15 protein-coding genes are annotated in these 17,519 nt (G+C 63.7%); 8 read left to right on the forward strand and 7 right to left on the reverse strand.

The window, feature by feature from the left end:
* Nucleotides 1-14: 14 nt before the first annotated feature.
* Nucleotides 15-2,096, reverse strand: coding sequence for a DNA gyrase/topoisomerase IV subunit B (locus tag IWX81_RS03585; protein ID WP_199279867.1), 2,082 nt, complete (start codon nucleotides 2,094-2,096; stop codon nucleotides 15-17).
* A gap of 258 nt (nucleotides 2,097-2,354) precedes the next feature.
* Between IWX81_RS03585 and IWX81_RS03590 the strand changes: the two genes are divergently transcribed.
* Complete coding sequence (locus tag IWX81_RS03590; protein WP_199279868.1) at nucleotides 2,355-2,579, forward strand: DUF7455 domain-containing protein; 225 nt, start codon at nucleotides 2,355-2,357, stop codon at nucleotides 2,577-2,579.
* A 19-nt stretch (nucleotides 2,580-2,598) separates the two neighbouring features.
* Nucleotides 2,599-3,669 carry a sugar-transfer associated ATP-grasp domain-containing protein gene (locus tag IWX81_RS03595; protein WP_334592926.1) on the forward strand — a complete coding sequence of 357 codons (1,071 nt, stop codon included), beginning with the start codon at nucleotides 2,599-2,601 and terminating at the stop codon, nucleotides 3,667-3,669.
* 45 nt (nucleotides 3,670-3,714) lie between these two features.
* On the opposite strand, the gene IWX81_RS03600 is transcribed toward IWX81_RS03595, so the two are convergent.
* The 4 genes from IWX81_RS03600 to IWX81_RS03615 all read right to left on the reverse strand — a co-directional run bounded on the left by IWX81_RS03600 (nucleotide 3,715) and on the right by IWX81_RS03615 (nucleotide 8,426).
* Nucleotides 3,715-4,410 (reverse strand): coenzyme F420-0:L-glutamate ligase, encoded by a 696-nt coding sequence (locus IWX81_RS03600; protein ID WP_199280432.1) that lies wholly within the window; start codon nucleotides 4,408-4,410, stop codon nucleotides 3,715-3,717.
* Nucleotides 4,411-4,429: 19 nt separating this feature from the next.
* Nucleotides 4,430-5,767 (reverse strand): RNA polymerase sigma factor, encoded by a 1,338-nt coding sequence (locus IWX81_RS03605; protein ID WP_199279869.1) that lies wholly within the window; start codon nucleotides 5,765-5,767, stop codon nucleotides 4,430-4,432.
* A gap of 311 nt (nucleotides 5,768-6,078) precedes the next feature.
* Nucleotides 6,079-7,419 carry an MFS transporter gene (locus IWX81_RS03610; protein WP_199279870.1) on the reverse strand — a complete coding sequence of 447 codons (1,341 nt, stop codon included), beginning with the start codon at nucleotides 7,417-7,419 and terminating at the stop codon, nucleotides 6,079-6,081.
* Nucleotides 7,420-7,502: 83 nt separating this feature from the next.
* Nucleotides 7,503-8,426, reverse strand: a complete 924-nt coding sequence (locus tag IWX81_RS03615) for a proteasome assembly chaperone family protein (RefSeq protein WP_199279871.1) — start codon at nucleotides 8,424-8,426, stop codon at nucleotides 7,503-7,505.
* Between the two features lie 135 nt (nucleotides 8,427-8,561).
* Between IWX81_RS03615 and IWX81_RS03620 the strand changes: the two genes are divergently transcribed.
* The 3 genes from IWX81_RS03620 to sucB all read left to right on the forward strand — a co-directional run bounded on the left by IWX81_RS03620 (nucleotide 8,562) and on the right by sucB (nucleotide 13,201).
* On the forward strand, nucleotides 8,562-10,055 hold the full coding sequence (locus tag IWX81_RS03620; protein ID WP_199279872.1) for a leucyl aminopeptidase: 1,494 nt from the start codon (nucleotides 8,562-8,564) through the stop codon (nucleotides 10,053-10,055).
* Nucleotides 10,056-10,149: 94 nt separating this feature from the next.
* A complete protein-coding gene (gene lpdA, locus IWX81_RS03625; RefSeq protein ID WP_199279873.1) occupies nucleotides 10,150-11,523 on the forward strand; it encodes a dihydrolipoyl dehydrogenase in 1,374 nt (457 codons plus the stop codon).
* A gap of 61 nt (nucleotides 11,524-11,584) precedes the next feature.
* Nucleotides 11,585-13,201, forward strand: a complete 1,617-nt coding sequence (sucB, locus tag IWX81_RS03630) for a 2-oxoglutarate dehydrogenase, E2 component, dihydrolipoamide succinyltransferase (protein ID WP_199279874.1) — start codon at nucleotides 11,585-11,587, stop codon at nucleotides 13,199-13,201.
* Between the two features lie 19 nt (nucleotides 13,202-13,220).
* Here the strand turns inward: sucB and IWX81_RS03635 are convergent, their stop codons facing one another.
* Complete coding sequence (locus tag IWX81_RS03635; RefSeq protein WP_199279875.1) at nucleotides 13,221-14,576, reverse strand: protein kinase domain-containing protein; 1,356 nt, start codon at nucleotides 14,574-14,576, stop codon at nucleotides 13,221-13,223.
* 124 nt (nucleotides 14,577-14,700) lie between these two features.
* Here IWX81_RS03635 and lipB point away from each other — a divergent pair, with 124 nt between their 5' ends.
* Genes lipB through IWX81_RS03650 form a run of 3 tightly spaced genes read left to right on the forward strand, consistent with a single transcriptional unit; the run spans nucleotide 14,701 to nucleotide 17,061 of the window.
* Nucleotides 14,701-15,327 (forward strand): lipoyl(octanoyl) transferase LipB, encoded by a 627-nt coding sequence (gene lipB / locus IWX81_RS03640; RefSeq protein ID WP_199279876.1) that lies wholly within the window; start codon nucleotides 14,701-14,703, stop codon nucleotides 15,325-15,327.
* Nucleotides 15,324-16,364 carry a lipoyl synthase gene (lipA, locus tag IWX81_RS03645; RefSeq protein ID WP_199279877.1) on the forward strand — a complete coding sequence of 347 codons (1,041 nt, stop codon included), beginning with the start codon at nucleotides 15,324-15,326 and terminating at the stop codon, nucleotides 16,362-16,364. The genes lipB and lipA overlap by 4 nt, the downstream gene beginning before the upstream one ends.
* On the forward strand, nucleotides 16,348-17,061 hold the full coding sequence (locus IWX81_RS03650; RefSeq protein ID WP_199279878.1) for a DUF4191 domain-containing protein: 714 nt from the start codon (nucleotides 16,348-16,350) through the stop codon (nucleotides 17,059-17,061). Before lipA ends, IWX81_RS03650 begins: the two co-directional genes overlap by 17 nt.
* Nucleotides 17,062-17,096: 35 nt before the next feature.
* Here IWX81_RS03650 and IWX81_RS03655 read toward each other — a convergent pair whose 3' ends face one another.
* Nucleotides 17,097-17,501: an RDD family protein gene (locus IWX81_RS03655; protein ID WP_199279879.1), complete on the reverse strand. Its 405-nt coding sequence runs from the start codon at nucleotides 17,499-17,501 to the stop codon at nucleotides 17,097-17,099.
* Nucleotides 17,502-17,519: the final 18 nt, after the last annotated feature.

Below are 17,519 nucleotides of genomic sequence, written 5' to 3' on the forward strand. Positions count from 1 at the left end.
CGTCGATCACGGCTCTAGACGTCGATGCGGTCCCTGTCGAGGCCGTTCCCGGCGATGATGAACTCCTTGCGAGGGGCCACATCGTTTCCCATCAGCAGCTCGAACACCGTCGCAGCCATCTCCGCATCGGGCGAATTGACGCGTCGAAGCGTTCGATGCTGGCGGTCCATCGTCGTCGTGGCCAGCTGGTCGGCATCCATCTCACCGAGCCCCTTATAGCGCTGGATCGGGTCCTGGTACTTCTTTCCGGCCTTCTTCAACCCGGCGAGCACCCCGTTCAGTTCACTCTCGGAGTATGTGTAGATCGTCTCGTTGGGTTTGGAGCCGGGATTGATCACGATGACGCGGTGCAGGGGCGGCACGGCCGCATAGACCTTCCCGGCTGCGATCATCTCGGGCATGTAGCGGAAAAAGAGGGTGAGGAGCAGCGTGCGGATGTGTGCACCGTCGACGTCGGCGTCGGCCATGATAATGACCTTGTCGTAGCGTCGCGCGTCGAGATCGAAGCTTCGACCCGAGCCGGCACCGATCACCTGGATGATCGAGGCGCACTCGGCATTCGAGAGCATGTCGCTCACCGAAGCCTTCTGCACATTGAGGATCTTGCCGCGGATCGGCAGCAGTGCCTGGTACTCGCTGTCGCGACCGAGCTTTGCGGTTCCGAGAGCCGAATCACCCTCCACGATGAAGAGCTCGCTGTTGGCCACGTCGCTCGAACGACAGTCGACGAGCTTGGCCGGCAGGGAGGAGCTCTCGAGCGCATTCTTACGGCGCTGGGTCTCCTTGTGGGCGCGAGCCGAGATCCTGGATTTCATCTCGGCGACGACCTTGTCGAGCACGAGGGCGCATTGTGCCTTATCGTCCCGTTTCGTCGAGGTGAAGCGCTCGGCCAGCGCCTTGCTCACCACCTGCGCCACGATGTTGCGCACCGCTGGCGTGCCGAGAATCTCCTTGGTCTGCCCTTCGAACTGCGGCTCGGGCACCCGTACCGTCAGCACGGCCGTCAGCCCCGCCAGCACGTCATCCTTCTCGAGCTTGTCGTTGCCGAGTTTCAGCCTGCGGGAATTCTTGTCGGCCTCAGCTCGCAGGAACTTGAGCATCCCCTGCTCGAAGCCTGCCTGGTGAGTGCCGCCCTTCGGCGTCGAGATGATGTTCACGAAGCTCTTGAAGACCGTGTCGTAGCCGGTGCCCCATCGCAGCGCGACATCCACCTGGCAGATGCGGGTGAGTTCCGTGGGGGTCATGTGCCCGTTGTCCTGCAGTACCGGCACCGTCTCGGTGAACGTGCCCTCGCCGCTCATGCGCCAGGTGTCCATGATGGGTGCGTCGGTCGCGAGATGCTCCACGAACTCGCCGATGCCACCGTCGAAGTGATAGCTCTCGTGTGTCGGCTCGACTGGCCGCTCATCCCTGATGTCGATCCTGAGCCCGGACACCAGGAACGCGGTCTGCCTGACACGGTCGAGCAACTCATCGGTCTGGAAGGTCGCACCCTTCGCAAAGATCTGGCGATCGGCCCAGTACCGGATGCGCGTGCCCGTGACCCCCTTAGCCACCTTGCCCACGACGCGCAGCTCGCTGTTGGAGACGAACGGAGTGAATGGCGCATCGGGGGTGGGCTCTCCTCCCCGATCGTCGAAGATGCCGGGCTCGCCGCGATGAAACGACATCGCCCAGGTCTTCCCGTTGCGGTCGACTTCGACGTCGAGCCGCTCGGACAGAGCGTTGACGACCGACGCGCCGACGCCATGGAGTCCACCGGATGCCGCATACGACCCTGAGCCGAACTTGCCGCCGGCATGCAGCTTTGTGAACACGACCTCGACACCGGAGAGCCCCGTCTTCGGTTCGATGTCGACGGGGATACCGCGCGCCTTGTCACGCACGGTCACGCTCTCGTCTTTGTGGAGCACGACGCTGATCTCGGAGCCGTGGCCACCGAGCGCCTCATCGACAGAGTTGTCGATGACCTCCCACAGGCAGTGCATGAGCCCGCGCGAATCGGTGGTGCCGATGTACATACCCGGCCTCTTGCGCACGGCTTCGAGGCCCTCGAGCACCGAGAGATGGCGGGCGGTGTAGTCAGCGCTCGACATGACTGCCTCCGGGGTGAGTGACGATGATGGTGAATGAGGTTGATCGGTCGCGGGGCGTTCTGGGTGGCGGCCGACATCAACCATACGGTTTTCCACTGCCACGGCCCCCTTTCGACACCCATGAACGCCGTAGTGACGGCCCCATCGGTTTGCTCGATACGCGTTCAGCGAAATACCCGGCAAATGTCGCACCGCTGTAACACAGTCGTGTTTGTATTGAGGAACGAAAGTTCACGCAATACCCGAATGGAGCCGCTCATGTCTCAGATCACCACCGAGCTAAACCCCGCAACGGACTACACCCTGTCGGCTCTCGACCGCTGCGACAGCTGCGGTGCGCAGGCGTACATTCGCGTGACCCTCAACAGCGGCGACCTGCTGTTCTGCGCACACCACGGAAACCAGTTCAAAGAGAAGCTGTTCCCCACGGCCCTGAACTGGCACGACGAGTCGAGCCGACTGCTCGAAGACCGCACGGTCTAAGCTCCCGCACACTAGGTTCGTGAGGGTCGGCGTTTACGCCGACCCTCATTTCTTTGTCGGCACCACCACGCACGCACGCAGGAGCATCGTGAATCGCATCAGGCACTATCTCTCCCGCTTGAAGAGCCTCGACGTCCGCAACTTCTTTGCCGTCTCCGCCGCGGTGGCGCAGGAAAGCGGTCGACCCCGGGTGTTCATCCTGATCGATATGGCGTATTGCTCGGTTATCTACCAGGCCGGCTACCTCGACTATCAGGAGTTCGAATTCTGGTCGTTGACGCGTCAGGAGCGACGTACCTGGATCACCAGCGGCAACGCGAATTCGATTGTGCTCAGATATAACCAGCGTGCCTTCCGTAGCCGGTTCGCCGACAAGCTGACCTTCAATCCGCTGTTCGACCAGTACCTCGGCCGATCGTGGCTCAACGTCCGTGAGTCCACGGCTGCACAACTCGAGCACTTCATCACCACCCACGGCACGGTCATGGCGAAACAGGTCGACGGGATGGGCGGTGCGGGGATGAGCAAGCATCGCGCCGACGAGATCCAGGACTTCGAGAAGTTCAGGATGACGCTGCTCGAACAGCGCCAGTATCTCGTCGAGTCGTTCATCACGCAGCATCCTGCGATGGCCTCCCTGTCACCGGCCAGCGTCAACTCGCTGCGCATGATCACCTTCTTCGACGGAAGGTCGGTGCACGTGATGGAGGCGGTCCTGCGCATGGGCAATGGCGCAGAAGTGGACAACTATGCGCGAGGCGGCATGTACACGGTTCTCGATGAGAAGACCGGGGTGGCGCGTTACGGCGCCTTCGACAAGTACGCCAACACGTTCATCACCCATCCGTTGACGGGCACTCCGATCGTCGGATTCCAGGTTCCGCTGTATCCGCAGGTGCTCGAACTCCTGGACAAGATCGCCAGGGTGGTTCCCGAAATCCAGTACGTCGGCTGGGATGTCGCCATCGGCGAGTTCGGACCGATCATCATCGAAGGCAACTACAACACCGGGGTGTTCCAGATGAAACCGAGCCTGACCGGAAGCAAGACCGGCCTGCTCCCCCGCTTCCGCGAGGTCATCGACTTCTAACCGAAGCGAATGACACGAGCGGATCAGGCTCGACGCCAGAGCAGATCAGGCTCGACGGATGACGCCCATCGGGGTCGACTGGCGATCCTGGCCGAGCGGGTTGTCTTTCAACACCCTGACCATCAGGTCGTCGACGCTCCGTGCTGCGGTCGAGCCGAGGATATTGCCCCCGAAGTCGTTGATATCGACGACGAGCACGTCGATCGACTTCCCGAGCGCTGCCTTGACGTCGGCTGCCACCCCATCGGGGCGGTCGGGACCGAGCACGACCTGGGAGTCGTACGGAGGGATGGTGTTCTTCGTCGGCCCGTCGATCGCCCGCGCCTTGGGGCCGGCGATCCGGTAGAAGTCTCCCCGACGACCGAGCGCCTTGGTCACGGCCGCCACGGCAGCGGCGAACAGGATGCGCGGTGTACCGCACTCCCGCAACGCCATCTCCATGGTTTCCGGGATGCCGAGACCGATGCCATGCGAGGTCTTCGTCACGTACTTCGAGAGGGTCACGGCGAGCTTGCGCGGCTGGATCTCGTCGAGCGGGAAAGCCCGACCCTGCGTGATCCCGACGATCTTCTCCGTCACGAAGAAGACATCTCCATCGCGCACGACGTCGCTCGCGTATCGGGTGATCACGTCGAGCAGCACATCGTCCCGCATGACCACGTGGGTCTTGATGGGGATGCGGTGATACGCCACCCCGTCCACTGTGACCGTGAGCGGTTTGCCTTCGTTGGCCTGTTCCATCGGATTCGACGTCACCGGTTTACTCGAGGTAGTCGCGCAGCGACTGCGATCGTGACGGATGACGCAGCTTGGCCATAGTCTTCGACTCGATCTGACGAATGCGCTCGCGCGTCACTCCGAACGTGTCACCGATCTGGTCGAGAGTCTTCGGCATGCCGTCGCCGAGGCCGAATCGCATGCGGATCACGCCCGCCTCGCGTTCGGAGAGGGAGTCGAGAAGGCTCTCGAGCTGCTTCTGCAGCATCGTGAAGCCCACGGCATCCGCGGGCACGACGGCCTCGGTGTCCTCGATGAGGTCACCGAATTCGCTGTCGCCGTCCTCACCGAGCGGCGTGTGCAGCGAGATCGGCTCGCGGCCGTACTTCTGCACCTCGATGACCTTCTCCGGTGTCATATCGAGTTCGCGCGAGAGTTCCTCGGGCGTGGGTTCGCGACCGAGGTCCTGCAGCATCTGGCGCTGCACGCGAGCGAGTTTATTGATGACCTCGACCATGTGCACCGGAATACGGATGGTGCGCGCCTGGTCTGCCATGGCGCGGGTGATCGCCTGGCGGATCCACCAGGTCGCGTAGGTCGAGAATTTGAACCCCTTGGTGTAGTCGAATTTCTCGACGGCACGGATCAGGCCCAGGTTGCCCTCCTGGATGAGGTCGAGGAACTGCATTCCACGACCGGTGTAACGCTTGGCGAGGGACACGACAAGTCGAAGGTTGGCGCCCAGGAGGTGGCTCTTCGCGCGCTGGCCATCCTTCGCCACCCACTGGAGCTCGCGACCGACGGCAGAACGCAGTTCGGTGGGCGACATGCCGGAGAGCTTGTCTTCGGCGAACAGCCCGGCCTCGATACGCATGGCCAGTTCAACCTCTTCGGCCGCGTTGAGCAGGGCGACCTTACCGATCTGCTTCAGGTAGTCCTTGACGGGGTCAGCGGTCGCACCGGTGATCGCGGCCGAGTAGACGGGGACATCATCGTCATCGTCTACCAGCGAGAGCACCAGGGCGCCCGTGGGCAGGGCCTCGTCCTTGCTCGTGGATTTAGCGTCGTCGTCGTCTTCGTCGTCGCCCGAGTCTTCTTTCGAGTAGTCAGTCTCGACGACGGGAACGACGACGTCATCGCCATCCTTGATGTCTACGGGCTCGTCGGGCTCACCATCGTCGTCGGTCGAAGCACTGGCCTTCTTCGCAGCGGCCTTCGCGGCTGCGGCTTTGGTAGGCGCTTTTGCCGCTGCTGCCCTGGTGGGTGCTTTCGCCGCAGCAGCTTTGGTTGCCGCAGCTTTGGCTGCAGGGGCCTTCTTCGCCGGGGCGTCGGTGTCGACGATCTCGTCGTCGACTGTCGCGGTTTTCGCTCGGGTTGCCATTCGAAACACCTTCCAGGAGTTTGGGGCACTGTTTTGCTGCTCTTCTGCAGCACCTGCTCGTTTGTGCCAGCCTGTGTGGCCAGGCTGGCTTGGACAGCAGTTTTTTGGACAGCAGTTTTTTGGGCAGTACTTTTTTGGGCAGCACTTTTTCGGGCAGCACTAAGACCCTTGTCAAGTTCTGGGCCGAAGCATCTCGGGGATGCAACGAACCACGGAACCAGACCGGGTCTCGTACTCAAGTATTGCACGAGTCGGAGCCTGCTCTTGACACATATGCGTAACTGCCCGTATAACAAGCGCTTACGACGGGCTCAGGCTTTTCCGCGGCGCCAGGTCCGTACCAATGCAACCCAGAGCGGCGCCACTTCTATTCCCTCTTCTTCGTGCAGCCGTCGCCGGGTACGGTGCCGGGCATGAAGCAGCATCCCCACCCCGATTCCGACGATGACGTACTGCATGAGGAACGCGATCCGGAATGAATCGAACGCGTACAGGTCCGCGGGGCGCCCCGAGCCCCCTGTCGCCTTATCGATGACATCGAGCACGACTCCGATGAGGAACATCATGACGAAGGTCGCAAGGAATCCCCCGACGTTGACGATGCCGCTCGCAGAACCGTATGCCCGCATCGGGTTGAAGCTCCGGGCGAAGTCGAATCCGATCAGGGAGCCGGGGCCGCCCACCGCGATGACGATCAACAGCCCGATGACCGCCCAGGTCGGCGGGATTCCGGGCCAGGCGAGAACAATCCCCCACGCGACCGCCATGGCCACCACGATGCCGATGACGATGTTGCTCCTGCGGAACGGATACCGGGCGGTCAGGATGCCCAGGATCGGCCCGCTCACCAGCGCGCTCGCCACGGTCACAGTAATGAGCACCGCCGCTCCGGATGGACCGTAACCGAGGCCGACCGAGAGGAACGGGAAGCCCCACAGCAGCGTGAACGTCGTCAGGGACGATTGCGTCACGAAGTGCGACCAGAAGCCCAACTGGGTGCCCGGTCTTCCCATGCTTTCCCGGAGGTGGTGTAGCGAGGCTGACCAGGACGGGCGCTCCGCAACCTCGATCCGCGAGCCGGTCGCGACGACCGGTGCGTTACTGACGACGACGAGCAGGGCCACTACGGCGATGACGGAGACAGAGGCTGCAGACAGGTAGGTGGGCGTCCAACCCCAGGCGTGGAGCGCCAGAGAAAGAGGGAACGCCGAGAGCAGCTGGCCGAACTGGCCCAGGGTTCCGAACACCTGCGACGCGAACGTGAGCCTGCGACCCGAGAACCAGGACGCGAGCAGCCGGATGGCCGAAATAAACGTCATGGCGTCACCGGCGCCGACCAGCACCCGACCCACGATGGCCACGCCGAGTGTGGGTGACACCGCAAGGGTCACCTGTCCGGCTGCCATGAGCGACGCGCCGGCGACGAGCAGGAATTTCGGGCCGACGCGGTCGAGCATCACGCCGACGGGGATCTGCAGCCCCGCGTACACCGCGAGTTGCACCACCGCCAGTGTCGACAGCGCTGCTGCCGCCACCTCGAAACGCTGGGTCGCCTCGACGGCGGCGATGCCGAGCGAACTCCGCTGCATGAAGGCGATGATGTACGCGAAAGTGACGACCCCGTAGATCACCCACGCCCGACGCGAATTCATTGCGTCAACTCTATGGGCACCCGCGCGGCATGGTCACCGCACGCTCAGTCCCAGCGAATCACCCCGGTGAATCACCCCAGGGGTCAGATCACGCCATCCGGGTTGTCCCCATTGCGCCTGATCGCGAGGAAATTCTGCAGTTCGGCCGCGATCTCGTCTGCCGTAGGAAGTTCCCCGTCGACGTCAGTGAGCGGCGAACGCAGGGGGTTGTCCTGGATATAGCTGTCGTGACGTTCCTCGAGGGTGCCGACGAGGCGCGCGAGTTCCTGGTTGTTCTCAACCTGGCCGTCGATCTTCGCGAGGAAGTCCCTGCCGTCTTCACGCAGGCGATCGGTGGGGAAGATGAGTCCGGTCGCGGCACTGACACTCTCCAGGGCCGACACGGCGGCGAGGGGGAACTCGGTGTCCGCAAGGTAGTGCGGGATCAGAAGCACGAACCCGGCCACGGGGTGGTCCAGTTCACTGAGGCGGTATTCCACGAGATGCAGGGCATTAGCCGGGGCCTGGGTGCGCGGGCGCCAGATCGACATCGATTCGATGAGCTCGGTGCGATTTCCGCTGACCGTGGTGCCGACGGGCCGCGTGTGAGGCACCGGCATGGGGATTGCGTGCACCCAGGTCGTAGCCTTCACTTCGTATCGCGAGATGAGCTGGAGCACGGCGGCCGTGAACCGATCCCACTGGAAATCCGGCTCATAGCCGGTGAGAAGCAGGAACGGCTGGTCGAGCTCGTCTTTCATCAGGTAGAGGTTCAGTGCCAGAGGCGTGAATTCCGCGATGTGATCCTGATCGAAGTAGATTGTCGGACGCCGGGCGCGGTAGTCGAGCAACGCGTCGTTGTCGAACCGCGCGACGACCGAGTGGTTCATGGTGTCGAGCAGGTAGTCGCTCAGCTGGGTCACCGCAGAACCAGCATCAGAGAACCCCGTGAGCGCTGCCACCAGATTCAGGCCAACGGGCACAGTGACGTCGGGTGTGAGGTCGTAGAGACCAGCCGGATCTTGCATGTTTCAAGACTAATCGCGTCGATCAGCGCATTCGGGTCTGTTGCCTTCTGAGCCATAGCGCCGAAAGCGAACAGGCCCACCCGGGGCCCCGGTTGCCCGTCGGGACGCGCACGTGAGCCTCGATACGATGGAAGGATGACCGTTGCCACGCTCGCCGTCTCCGCCCAGCCGCTTTCGACCATTGCCGCCGATGTCCTCGTTCTCGGGGTGCTCAAGTCGAAGGAAGGTCCACAGCTCCAGACCGACGACCCAGCGCTCCAGCACCTGCACGCGTCACTTATCGCCATCGGGGTCACAGGTGCCCAGGACGAGGTTGTGAGGGTTCCGAGCGGCCTCCGCTCCATCGCCAGTGTCGCGCTGGTAGGGCTCGGCTCTGCGACAGTCTCCCCCGACACCCTGCGCTATGCGGCAGGATCAGCGGCCAGGCAACTACGCGGCATCGAGTCGCTCGTGTTCGGATTCCCCGCGCTCGACGACGACGCCGTGCTCGCCGTGCTCGAGGGCGCCGGGATCGGCGCGTACGCCTATACGTCGTACCGGGTGAGCTCACTCGCGGGCACCACTCTTCCCGCCACGCACATCACTGTCGCCACCGCGACCGAGAACGACGCGCTGGTCGAGCGGGCAACCGCCATCGCCGACGCCATCCACACCGTCAGGGACCTGGTGAATTCGCCGCCCAACGACCTCTATCCCGAGACATTCGCCGACGCTGCGCTCTCGCTGTCGGAACACGCCGATGTGACTGTCGATGTGCTGGGAGTGGCGGAACTCACCGAGGGTGGATTCGGGGGGATCCTCGGGGTCGGGCTCGGGTCGACCCGCGGTCCACGGCTCGTCAAGGTCAGCTATGCGCCATCCGGGGCTGCCAGGCATATCGCCCTCGTCGGCAAGGGCATCACGTTCGACTCCGGCGGACTCTCCCTCAAGCCACCGGCATCCATGATCGGAATGAAGTACGACATGACCGGCGCGGCGACGGTGCTCGCCGTTACTCTCGCGATCGCACGGCTGGCGCTGCCGGTGCGGGTCACGGCATGGCTGTGCCTGGCCGAGAACCTGCCATCCGGTTCGGCCATGCGACCGAACGATGTCATCACGGCTCGCGGCGGCAAGACCATCGAGGTGTTGAACACCGACGCCGAAGGACGGCTGGTGCTGGCCGACGGAATCGCCGCAGCAAGCGAAGAACACCCCGATGCGATCATCGACGTCGCCACCCTGACCGGAGCCGCCATGGTCGCTCTCGGCACTCGCTATGTCGGCACGATGGGCGACCCGGCGCTCGCCGGCCAGCTCGTCGCCGCGGGAGACCGGGTGGGCGAGACACTGTGGCACATGCCCATCGCCGCGGAGCTCCGCCCGCTGCTGGCATCCGATCTTGCCGACATCGCCAACATCAAGCCAGGCAATACCGCAGGCGGCATGATGATCGCTGCGGCCTTCCTGCGTGAATTCGTGGGAACCAACGGCGAAGGTGCCGACGAGAAATCCATCCCCTGGGCCCACCTCGATATCGCCGGTCCCGCCAATAATGGCGGCTCAGGATGGGGGTTCACGGGCAAGGGCCCCACGGGAGTTTCCGTGCGCGCCCTCATCGAGTTGGCCGAGGAAATTTCCCGATCGTAGTAAGGTGCTTAAGGCGGCTTTTTCCGCCCAGCCCGGCCGCCCACCACCTTAATCGGCGTGCCGGAGCACAGATCCTTACAGAGGAGTTGCTGGATTGTCAGAGCACACTTTTGACCTTGTTGTTCTCGGTGGCGGAAGCGGCGGTTATGCCGCAGCGCTCCGTGCAAGCCAACTGGGAATGACCGTCGGACTCATCGAGAAGAGCAAGGTGGGTGGCACCTGCCTCCACGTCGGTTGTATTCCGACGAAGGCGTTGCTCCACTCCGCCGAGGTCGCCGATGTCACCCGCGAATCCGCGAAGTACGGCATCACCTCGACCTTCGAGGGTGTCGACATCGCCGCGGTGACCGCCTATCGCCAGGAGGTGGTCGCCAGCAAGTACAAGGGACTGCAGGGGCTCCTCAAGGCCCGTGGCGTCACGACCATCGAGGGTGCAGGCAAGCTGATCTCCCCGACGACGGTGCAGGTCGGCGACGACACCGTGACCGGTAAGAACGTGATTCTCGCGACCGGCTCGTACTCACGGTCGCTTCCCGGGCTCGACATCGGCGGGCGCGTCATCACCTCGGAGCAGGCTCTCGAGCTCGACTTCGTGCCCAAAAAGGTCATCGTGCTCGGCGGTGGAGTCATCGGCGCCGAGTTCGCCAGTGTCTGGAAGAGCTGGGGCACCGACGTCCAGATCATCGAAGCGCTTCCCCACCTCGTGCCCAACGAAGACGAGGCCATCAGCAAGCAGTTCGAGCGCGCCTTCCGCAAGCGCGGGATCAACTTCAACCTGGGCACGCGCTTCCAGAGCGTTACGCAGAACGATGACGGTGTTGTCGTGACTCTCGAGGACGGCAAGACCTTCGAGGCCGAGCTCATGCTCGTCGCCGTCGGCCGAGGCCCCGTCACCGCCAATCTCGGCTACGAAGAGGTCGGCGTGAATATGGATCGTGGATTCGTGCTCACGAACGAGCGCCTCGCCACCAACATCCCCGGCGTCTACGCCGTCGGTGACATCGTGCCAGGGCTCCAGCTCGCGCACCGCGGATTCCAGCACGGTATTTTCGTCGCAGAAGAACTCGCCGGGCTCAACCCCGTCGTCATCGACGATCTGAACATCCCGAAGGTCACCTACAGTGACCCCGAGGTCGCCTCGGTGGGACTGTCTGAAGCGAAGGCAGCGGAGAAGTACGGCGCAGACAAGGTCACGTCGTACGACTACAACCTCGCGGGCAACGGCAAGAGCCACATCATCGGAACGGCCGGCATCATCAAGGTCATCCGCGTCAATGACGGCCCTGTCATCGGAGTGCACATGATCGGCGCTCGCGTCGGTGAACTCATCGGCGAAGCGCAGCTCGCTGTCAACTGGGAAGCGTACCCGGAAGACATCGCACCGCTGCTGCACGCGCACCCGACGCAGAACGAAGCTCTCGGCGAGGCATTCCTCGCCCTGGCTGGCAAACCACTCCACGCGATCTAGTCCACCGACCCGATCGCCAAACTAAGCTATTGAGTAGAAGCGTTACAAAGGAGCATCACTGATGAGCGAATCCGTCAGCCTTCCAGCACTCGGCGAGAGTGTTACCGAGGGTACGGTCACCCGCTGGCTGAAGCAGGTCGGCGACCGAGTCGAGGTGGATGAGCCACTGCTCGAAGTTTCCACCGACAAGGTAGACACCGAGATCCCCTCCCCTGTCGCGGGAGTGATCGAGGAGATCCTGGTCGCAGAGGACGAAACTGTCGAGGTCGGCACCGTGCTGGTGACGATCGGCAGTGGTGCCGAGGCACCCGCCGAGGCACCCGCAGCCGATGCACCTGCAGCCGAGGAAGCACCGGCAGAAGCGCCAGTGCCAGAAGCGGCTCCCGTCGCCGAAGCACCCGCTCCCGCAGCGGAACAGGCTCCGGCTGTCGAGTCTCCTGTTACGCCCGCAGAGGTTGCTGCAGCCCCCGCTGAGAGTGCTCCGGTCGCCGAAGTGCCCTCCACCGATGCGCCAGCACCGGCTGAAGAAGCACCGACTGAGGCAGCACCAACTGAAACAGCACCGACTGAGTCAGCACCCGCTGAAGCAGAGGCAGCTCCGGCCGCTCCCGCGCCTGACGCCGCGCCTGTGGCAGAAGTTGCGCCTGCGGCAGAAGTTGCGCCAGCCCCCGAGGCAGCGCCCGCTCCCGCCGTGTCGGCAGAACAGGCCGCGCCCGCTGCGACCGCTTCAGCAGAGACCGCTGAGGCCCCGGTCACCGCTCCCGACGCACACGCCGGCTACGTCACTCCCCTCGTGCGCAAGCTCGCGAACGAGCACGGAGTGTCGCTCGACGGTCTCACCGGGACCGGAGTCGGCGGGCGGATCCGCAAACAGGATGTTCTCGAAGCCTCGAGCGCCGCTGATACAAGCGCCCCCGAGTCTGCCGAAACTCCAGCCGCCGCAGAGGCACCAGAGGTGTCGCCGCTCAGGGGAACCACAGTCCCGATGTCGCGACTCCGCAAGGTCATCGCGGAGCGCGCCGTCATCTCGATGCAGTCGTCGGCACAGCTGACCTCGGTCGTCGAGGTCGACGTCACCCTCGTGGCGAACCTTCGCAACAGGGTCAAGGCCGATTTCCAGGCCAAGACCGGCCAGAAGCTCTCGTTCCTGCCGTTCTTCGCGCTGGCAGCTGCGGAAGCCCTCACGACGAACCCGATCATCAACGCCACCATCGACGGCGACACGATCGTGTACCCGCCGCAGGAGAACATGGCGATTGCGGTCGACACCGAGCGCGGGCTGCTCACTCCGGTCATCCGGGACGCCGCTTCGCTCGACCTTGCGGGCTTCGCAGCGCAGATCGCCGATCTCGCCGCACGCACTCGTGAGAACAAGCTGAAGCCGGACGAGCTCGCTGGCGGCACGTTCACGCTGACCAACACAGGTTCTCGCGGTGCCCTGTTCGACACCCCGATCGTGTTCCTTCCGCAGTCTGCCATCCTCGGCACCGGCATCGTCGTCAAGAAGCCCGTCGTCGTCAGCGACGCTGCGGGAGACGCCATTGCGATCCGTTCGATGGTCTACCTGGCGCTGAGCTACGACCACCGCATTGTCGATGGCGCCGACGCTGCGCGCTTCCTCGTGACGATCAAGAACCGTCTCGAGGCCGGAGCGTTCGAAGGAAACCTCGGCATCTGACGTCACGACGGGGCATCCGTCACTTCATCAGGTAGTCCCTGATGCGCCAACCGGCCTCGCTCTTCATGAGAAGAAGCGAGGCCGGTTCGTTGTCTGCGGTATCACCGAGGCTGACTATCGCAGAGTCTCCGAGACGCTCATCGAGAACTGCCTCTCCGGTTGACACAGTCCACGCAGTCGGCGCCTCGTCTCCGTTCTGAATTCCCCGAATGAGGTCCTGATCTGCCATTGACGCGGCGGAGTCTGGCTGGACGACGGAATCGAGGCACAACACCGACATCTCCCTGATGCACGATTCCCGTGCCGCAAGCAGGGATCCGGCGGCTGCGGCGGGATCGTCTCCGACGATGGGCCCGGCATCCGGCGCATCGGCCGCCGATGTCGAATCCGCCTTCGGAGTCGATGGAACAGCATCCGGCTCCCCCACGGGGACGAGCACAACGGCGACCAGAAGGAGAGCGATCGCTGCTGCTCCGGCCACCCAAAACCGTGGTCTCACGGTAGACACGGAGTGACGCACGCGCGCCTCGAGGTCGATCTCCAGTAAAGCGCGAGGAAGATAGCGTGCAATCGCCTCCGGTATGGCCAGTCCAGCGACGAGGATAGGCACGTCAGGGATCCCCAGCGGATCTGCCGTGACCAGCCTGGACGGGACGACCTCGGTCGGTGAAGGGTCGTCGGGCCGCAGGTCGATGGCGGTCGGTTCACCGAGATTGAACAGCTGCTCGTCCAGTGAATCGAGCCACTCTGCACCCGTGGTGTTGGACCGATGCAGCCAGTCCAGCACCGCACGGGTGCGATCGTCGCGGACCCTGCCGAGCACGATGGCCGCGAGCTCCCGTAAAGAAGCCAGATCTGCAGAGAATGCGGGCTCGGCGTCGCGAGCCGCAGTGGGAAGGTCAGGTGGAAACAACCTCGCACGTCCGAAGCACCCGACTGTCGGAGATCCTGCGCCGTCGAACAGCACGGCATCCGGTCGGATCCCGCCATGGGCCACTCCACGGTCGTGCAATCGCCGGAGTGCCAGCGTCACGGGAATAAGAATCGTTGCGACCTCCCCTGGTCGGAACTCCGCCCTCTCCCGGAGAAGCCTGCCCAGGGTGCCAGCCGCACATCGCGCGAGAATCAGGGCCGGCCGACCATCCGGTGCCGTCGTCAGATCGAGTAGATCGATCACGTGCGCACCGCTGCTTCTGGACAGAGCCTCGATTTCGACCATGATCGACTGCTCGGTGGCGTCGGGCCGGAAGATCTTTATAGCGGCGGGACATGCATCTGGTTCAGTCCGCAGAGGATGCGCCAGAAAGATCTCGGCCCTCTCACCATCGCTGACCTTTCGCACCAGCCTGTATCCGCCGAGAGAGTCAACCACCACGACCCCAGTGTCCTTGCGCTGGTGGATGGGTGTGGCGCTTCGACCACGAATCGTGGATGCCGCGCACCGAAGTCCACTGTGCAGAACGGGATGTCGTGGGCTCGGCGCCACGTAGACTCGTATCGTGGTCGACTACGTCGTCGCGGGGCTAAGCGCCAACTCCGTGCCGTATTTAGAAGCTCTGGAGCTTCAACGCGCAACACACGATGATGTGGTGAACGAGCGTTCACCCGATACCGTCATCTTCCTCGAGCACCCGTCGGTCTACACCGCGGGAAAACGCACGGAGATCGTCGAGAGACCTCGGGACGGCACTCCCGTCATCGACGTCGACCGCGGCGGGAAGATCACCTGGCACGGACCCGGCCAGCTGGTCGGCTATCCGATCGTCAGGTTGTCCGAGCCGATCGATGTGGTCGGATACGTGCGCAGGCTCGAGGGGATTCTCATCGAGGCGCTGTCCGCTCTCGGGCTGGAGTCGAACAGGGTCGATGGCCGTTCCGGAGTCTGGATCGGCGAGAACAGGAAGATCGCCGCCATCGGCATCCGGGTCTCTCGCGGGGTCACGATGCATGGGTTCGCGCTCAACTGCGACAACTCATTCGAGGCATACGACAGGATTATCGCCTGCGGAATCGTGGGAGCCGGCGTCACGTCGATCTCGCGTGAACTGGGGCGCACGGTGACAACAGAAGATGCGCTGCCGCTGGTTCGCGAAGCCTTCTCCAACAGCATGGTGGTTGCAGCATGAGTATTGACACGTCCCCCCAGCAGCACGGCACGCGCAAGCTGCTTCGGCTCGAAATCCGCAATGCCGAGACACCGATCGAGCGCAAGCCGGAATGGATCAAGACGGTCGCCAGGATGGGTCCGGAGTACAAGCAGCTCCAGGAACTGGTCAAGGGCGAGAATCTCCATACCGTCTGCCAGGAGGCAGGATGTCCCAACATCTTCGAGTGCTGGGAAGACAGGGAGGCGACGTTCCTGATCGGTGGCAGCCAGTGCACACGTCGGTGCGATTTCTGCCAGATCGACACGGGAAAGCCCGCTGACTACGATCGAGACGAACCGCGTCGGGTCGCCGAGTCCGTCACGAAGATGAACCTCAGGTACGCGACGGTGACGGGTGTCGCGCGAGACGACCTGCCCGACGAGGGGGCCTGGCTTCACGCTGAGACCGTGAGGCAGATCCACCAGCAGAATCCGGGCATCGGTGTGGAGATCCTCGCCACGGACTTCTCGGGCAACCCCGATCTCCTGGCCGAGGTCTTCTCATCACGGCCTGAGGTATTCGCACATAACGTCGAGACCGTCCCGCGGATCTTCAAGCGGATCCGTCCGGCCTTCACCTACGAACGTTCCCTCGGAGTGATCAGCCAGGCCCGCGAGGCCGGACTGATCACCAAGTCGAACCTGATCCTGGGCATGGGGGAAGAGCCGTCGGAGGTGATCCAGGCACTTCAGGATCTCCACGATGCCGGCACTGACATCATCACAATCACGCAATACCTGCGACCGACACCTCGTCACCTTCCCGTAGCGCGCTGGGTCAAGCCGCAGGAGTTCGTCGAATTCAGCGAGGCGGCCGAACAGATCGGATTCCTCGGTGTGCTTGCCGGTCCGCTCGTGAGGTCCAGCTATCGCGCCGGTCGTCTCTGGGCCAGGTCGATGCGCGCGAAAGGCCGTGACCTGCCCGAATCGTTGAACCACCTCGCGGATCAGGATCTCGGGTTCGCCCAGGCAGCCACCGGGAAGGCCGTATCCTTGGATCATGGCACGCACCACTAACTCCGCGCCCGCGGCTCCCAAGGAGCCGGGCAGACTGAAGCAGATGTACCAGGTCTTCCAGATGACCCGGCGCTACGACAACCTCGCGATCTGGTTCCTCCTGCTCGCCTTCCTCGGCCCCGTGCTGGTGGGGCTGTTGCTGGCGTTCCTGCTCTCCAGCGGCCAGGTGCTCGGTTTCGTGCTGTACATCATCGCCGGTGTGCTCGGGGGAATCCTGGTCTTCCTGATCGTGCTGGGCCGCCGTGCCGAGCGCGCCGCGTACGGCCAGATCGCTGGCCAGCCCGGTGCCGTCGGGGCCGTGTTGAAAAGTTCCCTCCGACGAGGGTGGACCGCAAGCGAGATGCCGGTGGCTGTGAGCCCGAAGACGCAGGATGCCGTCTATCGCGCCGTGGGTCGCGGCGGAGTAGCTCTGATCGGCGAGGGTCCGAAGAGTCGCACGCAGTCCATGCTCGAGGGCGAACGCCGCAACATCACGCGTATCCTCCCCAACGTGCCCGTGACGTTCCTCTATGTCGGACCGGATCCGGAGTCGATCCCGCTGCACAAGCTTCCCGTGAAGCTACGGTCGATCAAGTCGGCTCTTCGCAAGCCGGAGATCCTGGCAGTGTCGAACCGCCTGAACTCGCTGGGCCGAAACGGTCTGCCGATTCCGAAGGGGATGGATCCCTCGAAGGTCCGCTCACCGCGTCCGCGCTGAGCCACGTAGTTTTCGGCCGACGACCGTCGGCGTCACTAGCGCCGGACGAGGATGGTTCCGGCGACCCTGTCGTGCATTCCACGCTGGTCGAGATCCCAGATAACGGCGGGGATCACGAGGCACAGCAGCAGGGTTCGCACCAGGGGTCGCCAGATGCCGAGATATCCGCCGACCAGCGGAACCACGCGCATCCCGAGGGCGAGGTGCCCGATGCTGCCATTCGCCGTCAGCAGAAAGACCGACTGAAGGATCGCGAAGATCGCGAGTGTAGCCAGCTCGTCATAACTGAAGAACAGCACAGACGCCAGGACGGCGCTCGCCCAGTCGATGGCGATTGCCGCAAATCGCCTGCCGGGGCGCACTATCGAGCGAGGTCCCGACTCCGGAAGGCCGAGCCTTCGACCAGGCCAGGTCGGCGGGGTTGGGGATGCATTCGACACCGCTCAAGCCTATCGATC

Origin of the sequence: Salinibacterium sp. CAN_S4 (genome assembly GCF_015752305.1) — a bacterium.
Lineage (GTDB): Bacteria > Actinomycetota > Actinomycetes > Actinomycetales > Microbacteriaceae > Rhodoglobus.

Bases quoted from the DNA above. Each gene is read 5' to 3' on its own strand.
- sucB (WP_199279874.1), top strand. From the start codon at position 11,585: ATGAGCGAATCCGTCAGCCTTCCAGCACTCGGCGAGAGTGTTACCGAG.
- IWX81_RS03585 (WP_199279867.1), bottom strand. From the start codon at position 2,096: ATGTCGAGCGCTGACTACACCGCCCGCCATCTCTCGGTGCTCGAGGGC.
- IWX81_RS03600 (WP_199280432.1), bottom strand. From the start codon at position 4,410: ATGGAACAGGCCAACGAAGGCAAACCGCTCACGGTCACAGTGGACGGG.
- IWX81_RS03610 (WP_199279870.1), bottom strand. From the start codon at position 7,419: ATGAATTCGCGTCGGGCGTGGGTGATCTACGGGGTCGTCACTTTCGCG.
- IWX81_RS03620 (WP_199279872.1), top strand. From the start codon at position 8,562: ATGACCGTTGCCACGCTCGCCGTCTCCGCCCAGCCGCTTTCGACCATT.
- IWX81_RS03605 (WP_199279869.1), bottom strand. From the start codon at position 5,767: ATGGCAACCCGAGCGAAAACCGCGACAGTCGACGACGAGATCGTCGAC.
- IWX81_RS03650 (WP_199279878.1), top strand. From the start codon at position 16,348: ATGGCACGCACCACTAACTCCGCGCCCGCGGCTCCCAAGGAGCCGGGC.
- IWX81_RS03615 (WP_199279871.1), bottom strand. From the start codon at position 8,426: ATGCAAGATCCGGCTGGTCTCTACGACCTCACACCCGACGTCACTGTG.
- lipA (WP_199279877.1), top strand. From the start codon at position 15,324: ATGAGTATTGACACGTCCCCCCAGCAGCACGGCACGCGCAAGCTGCTT.
- IWX81_RS03590 (WP_199279868.1), top strand. From the start codon at position 2,355: ATGTCTCAGATCACCACCGAGCTAAACCCCGCAACGGACTACACCCTG.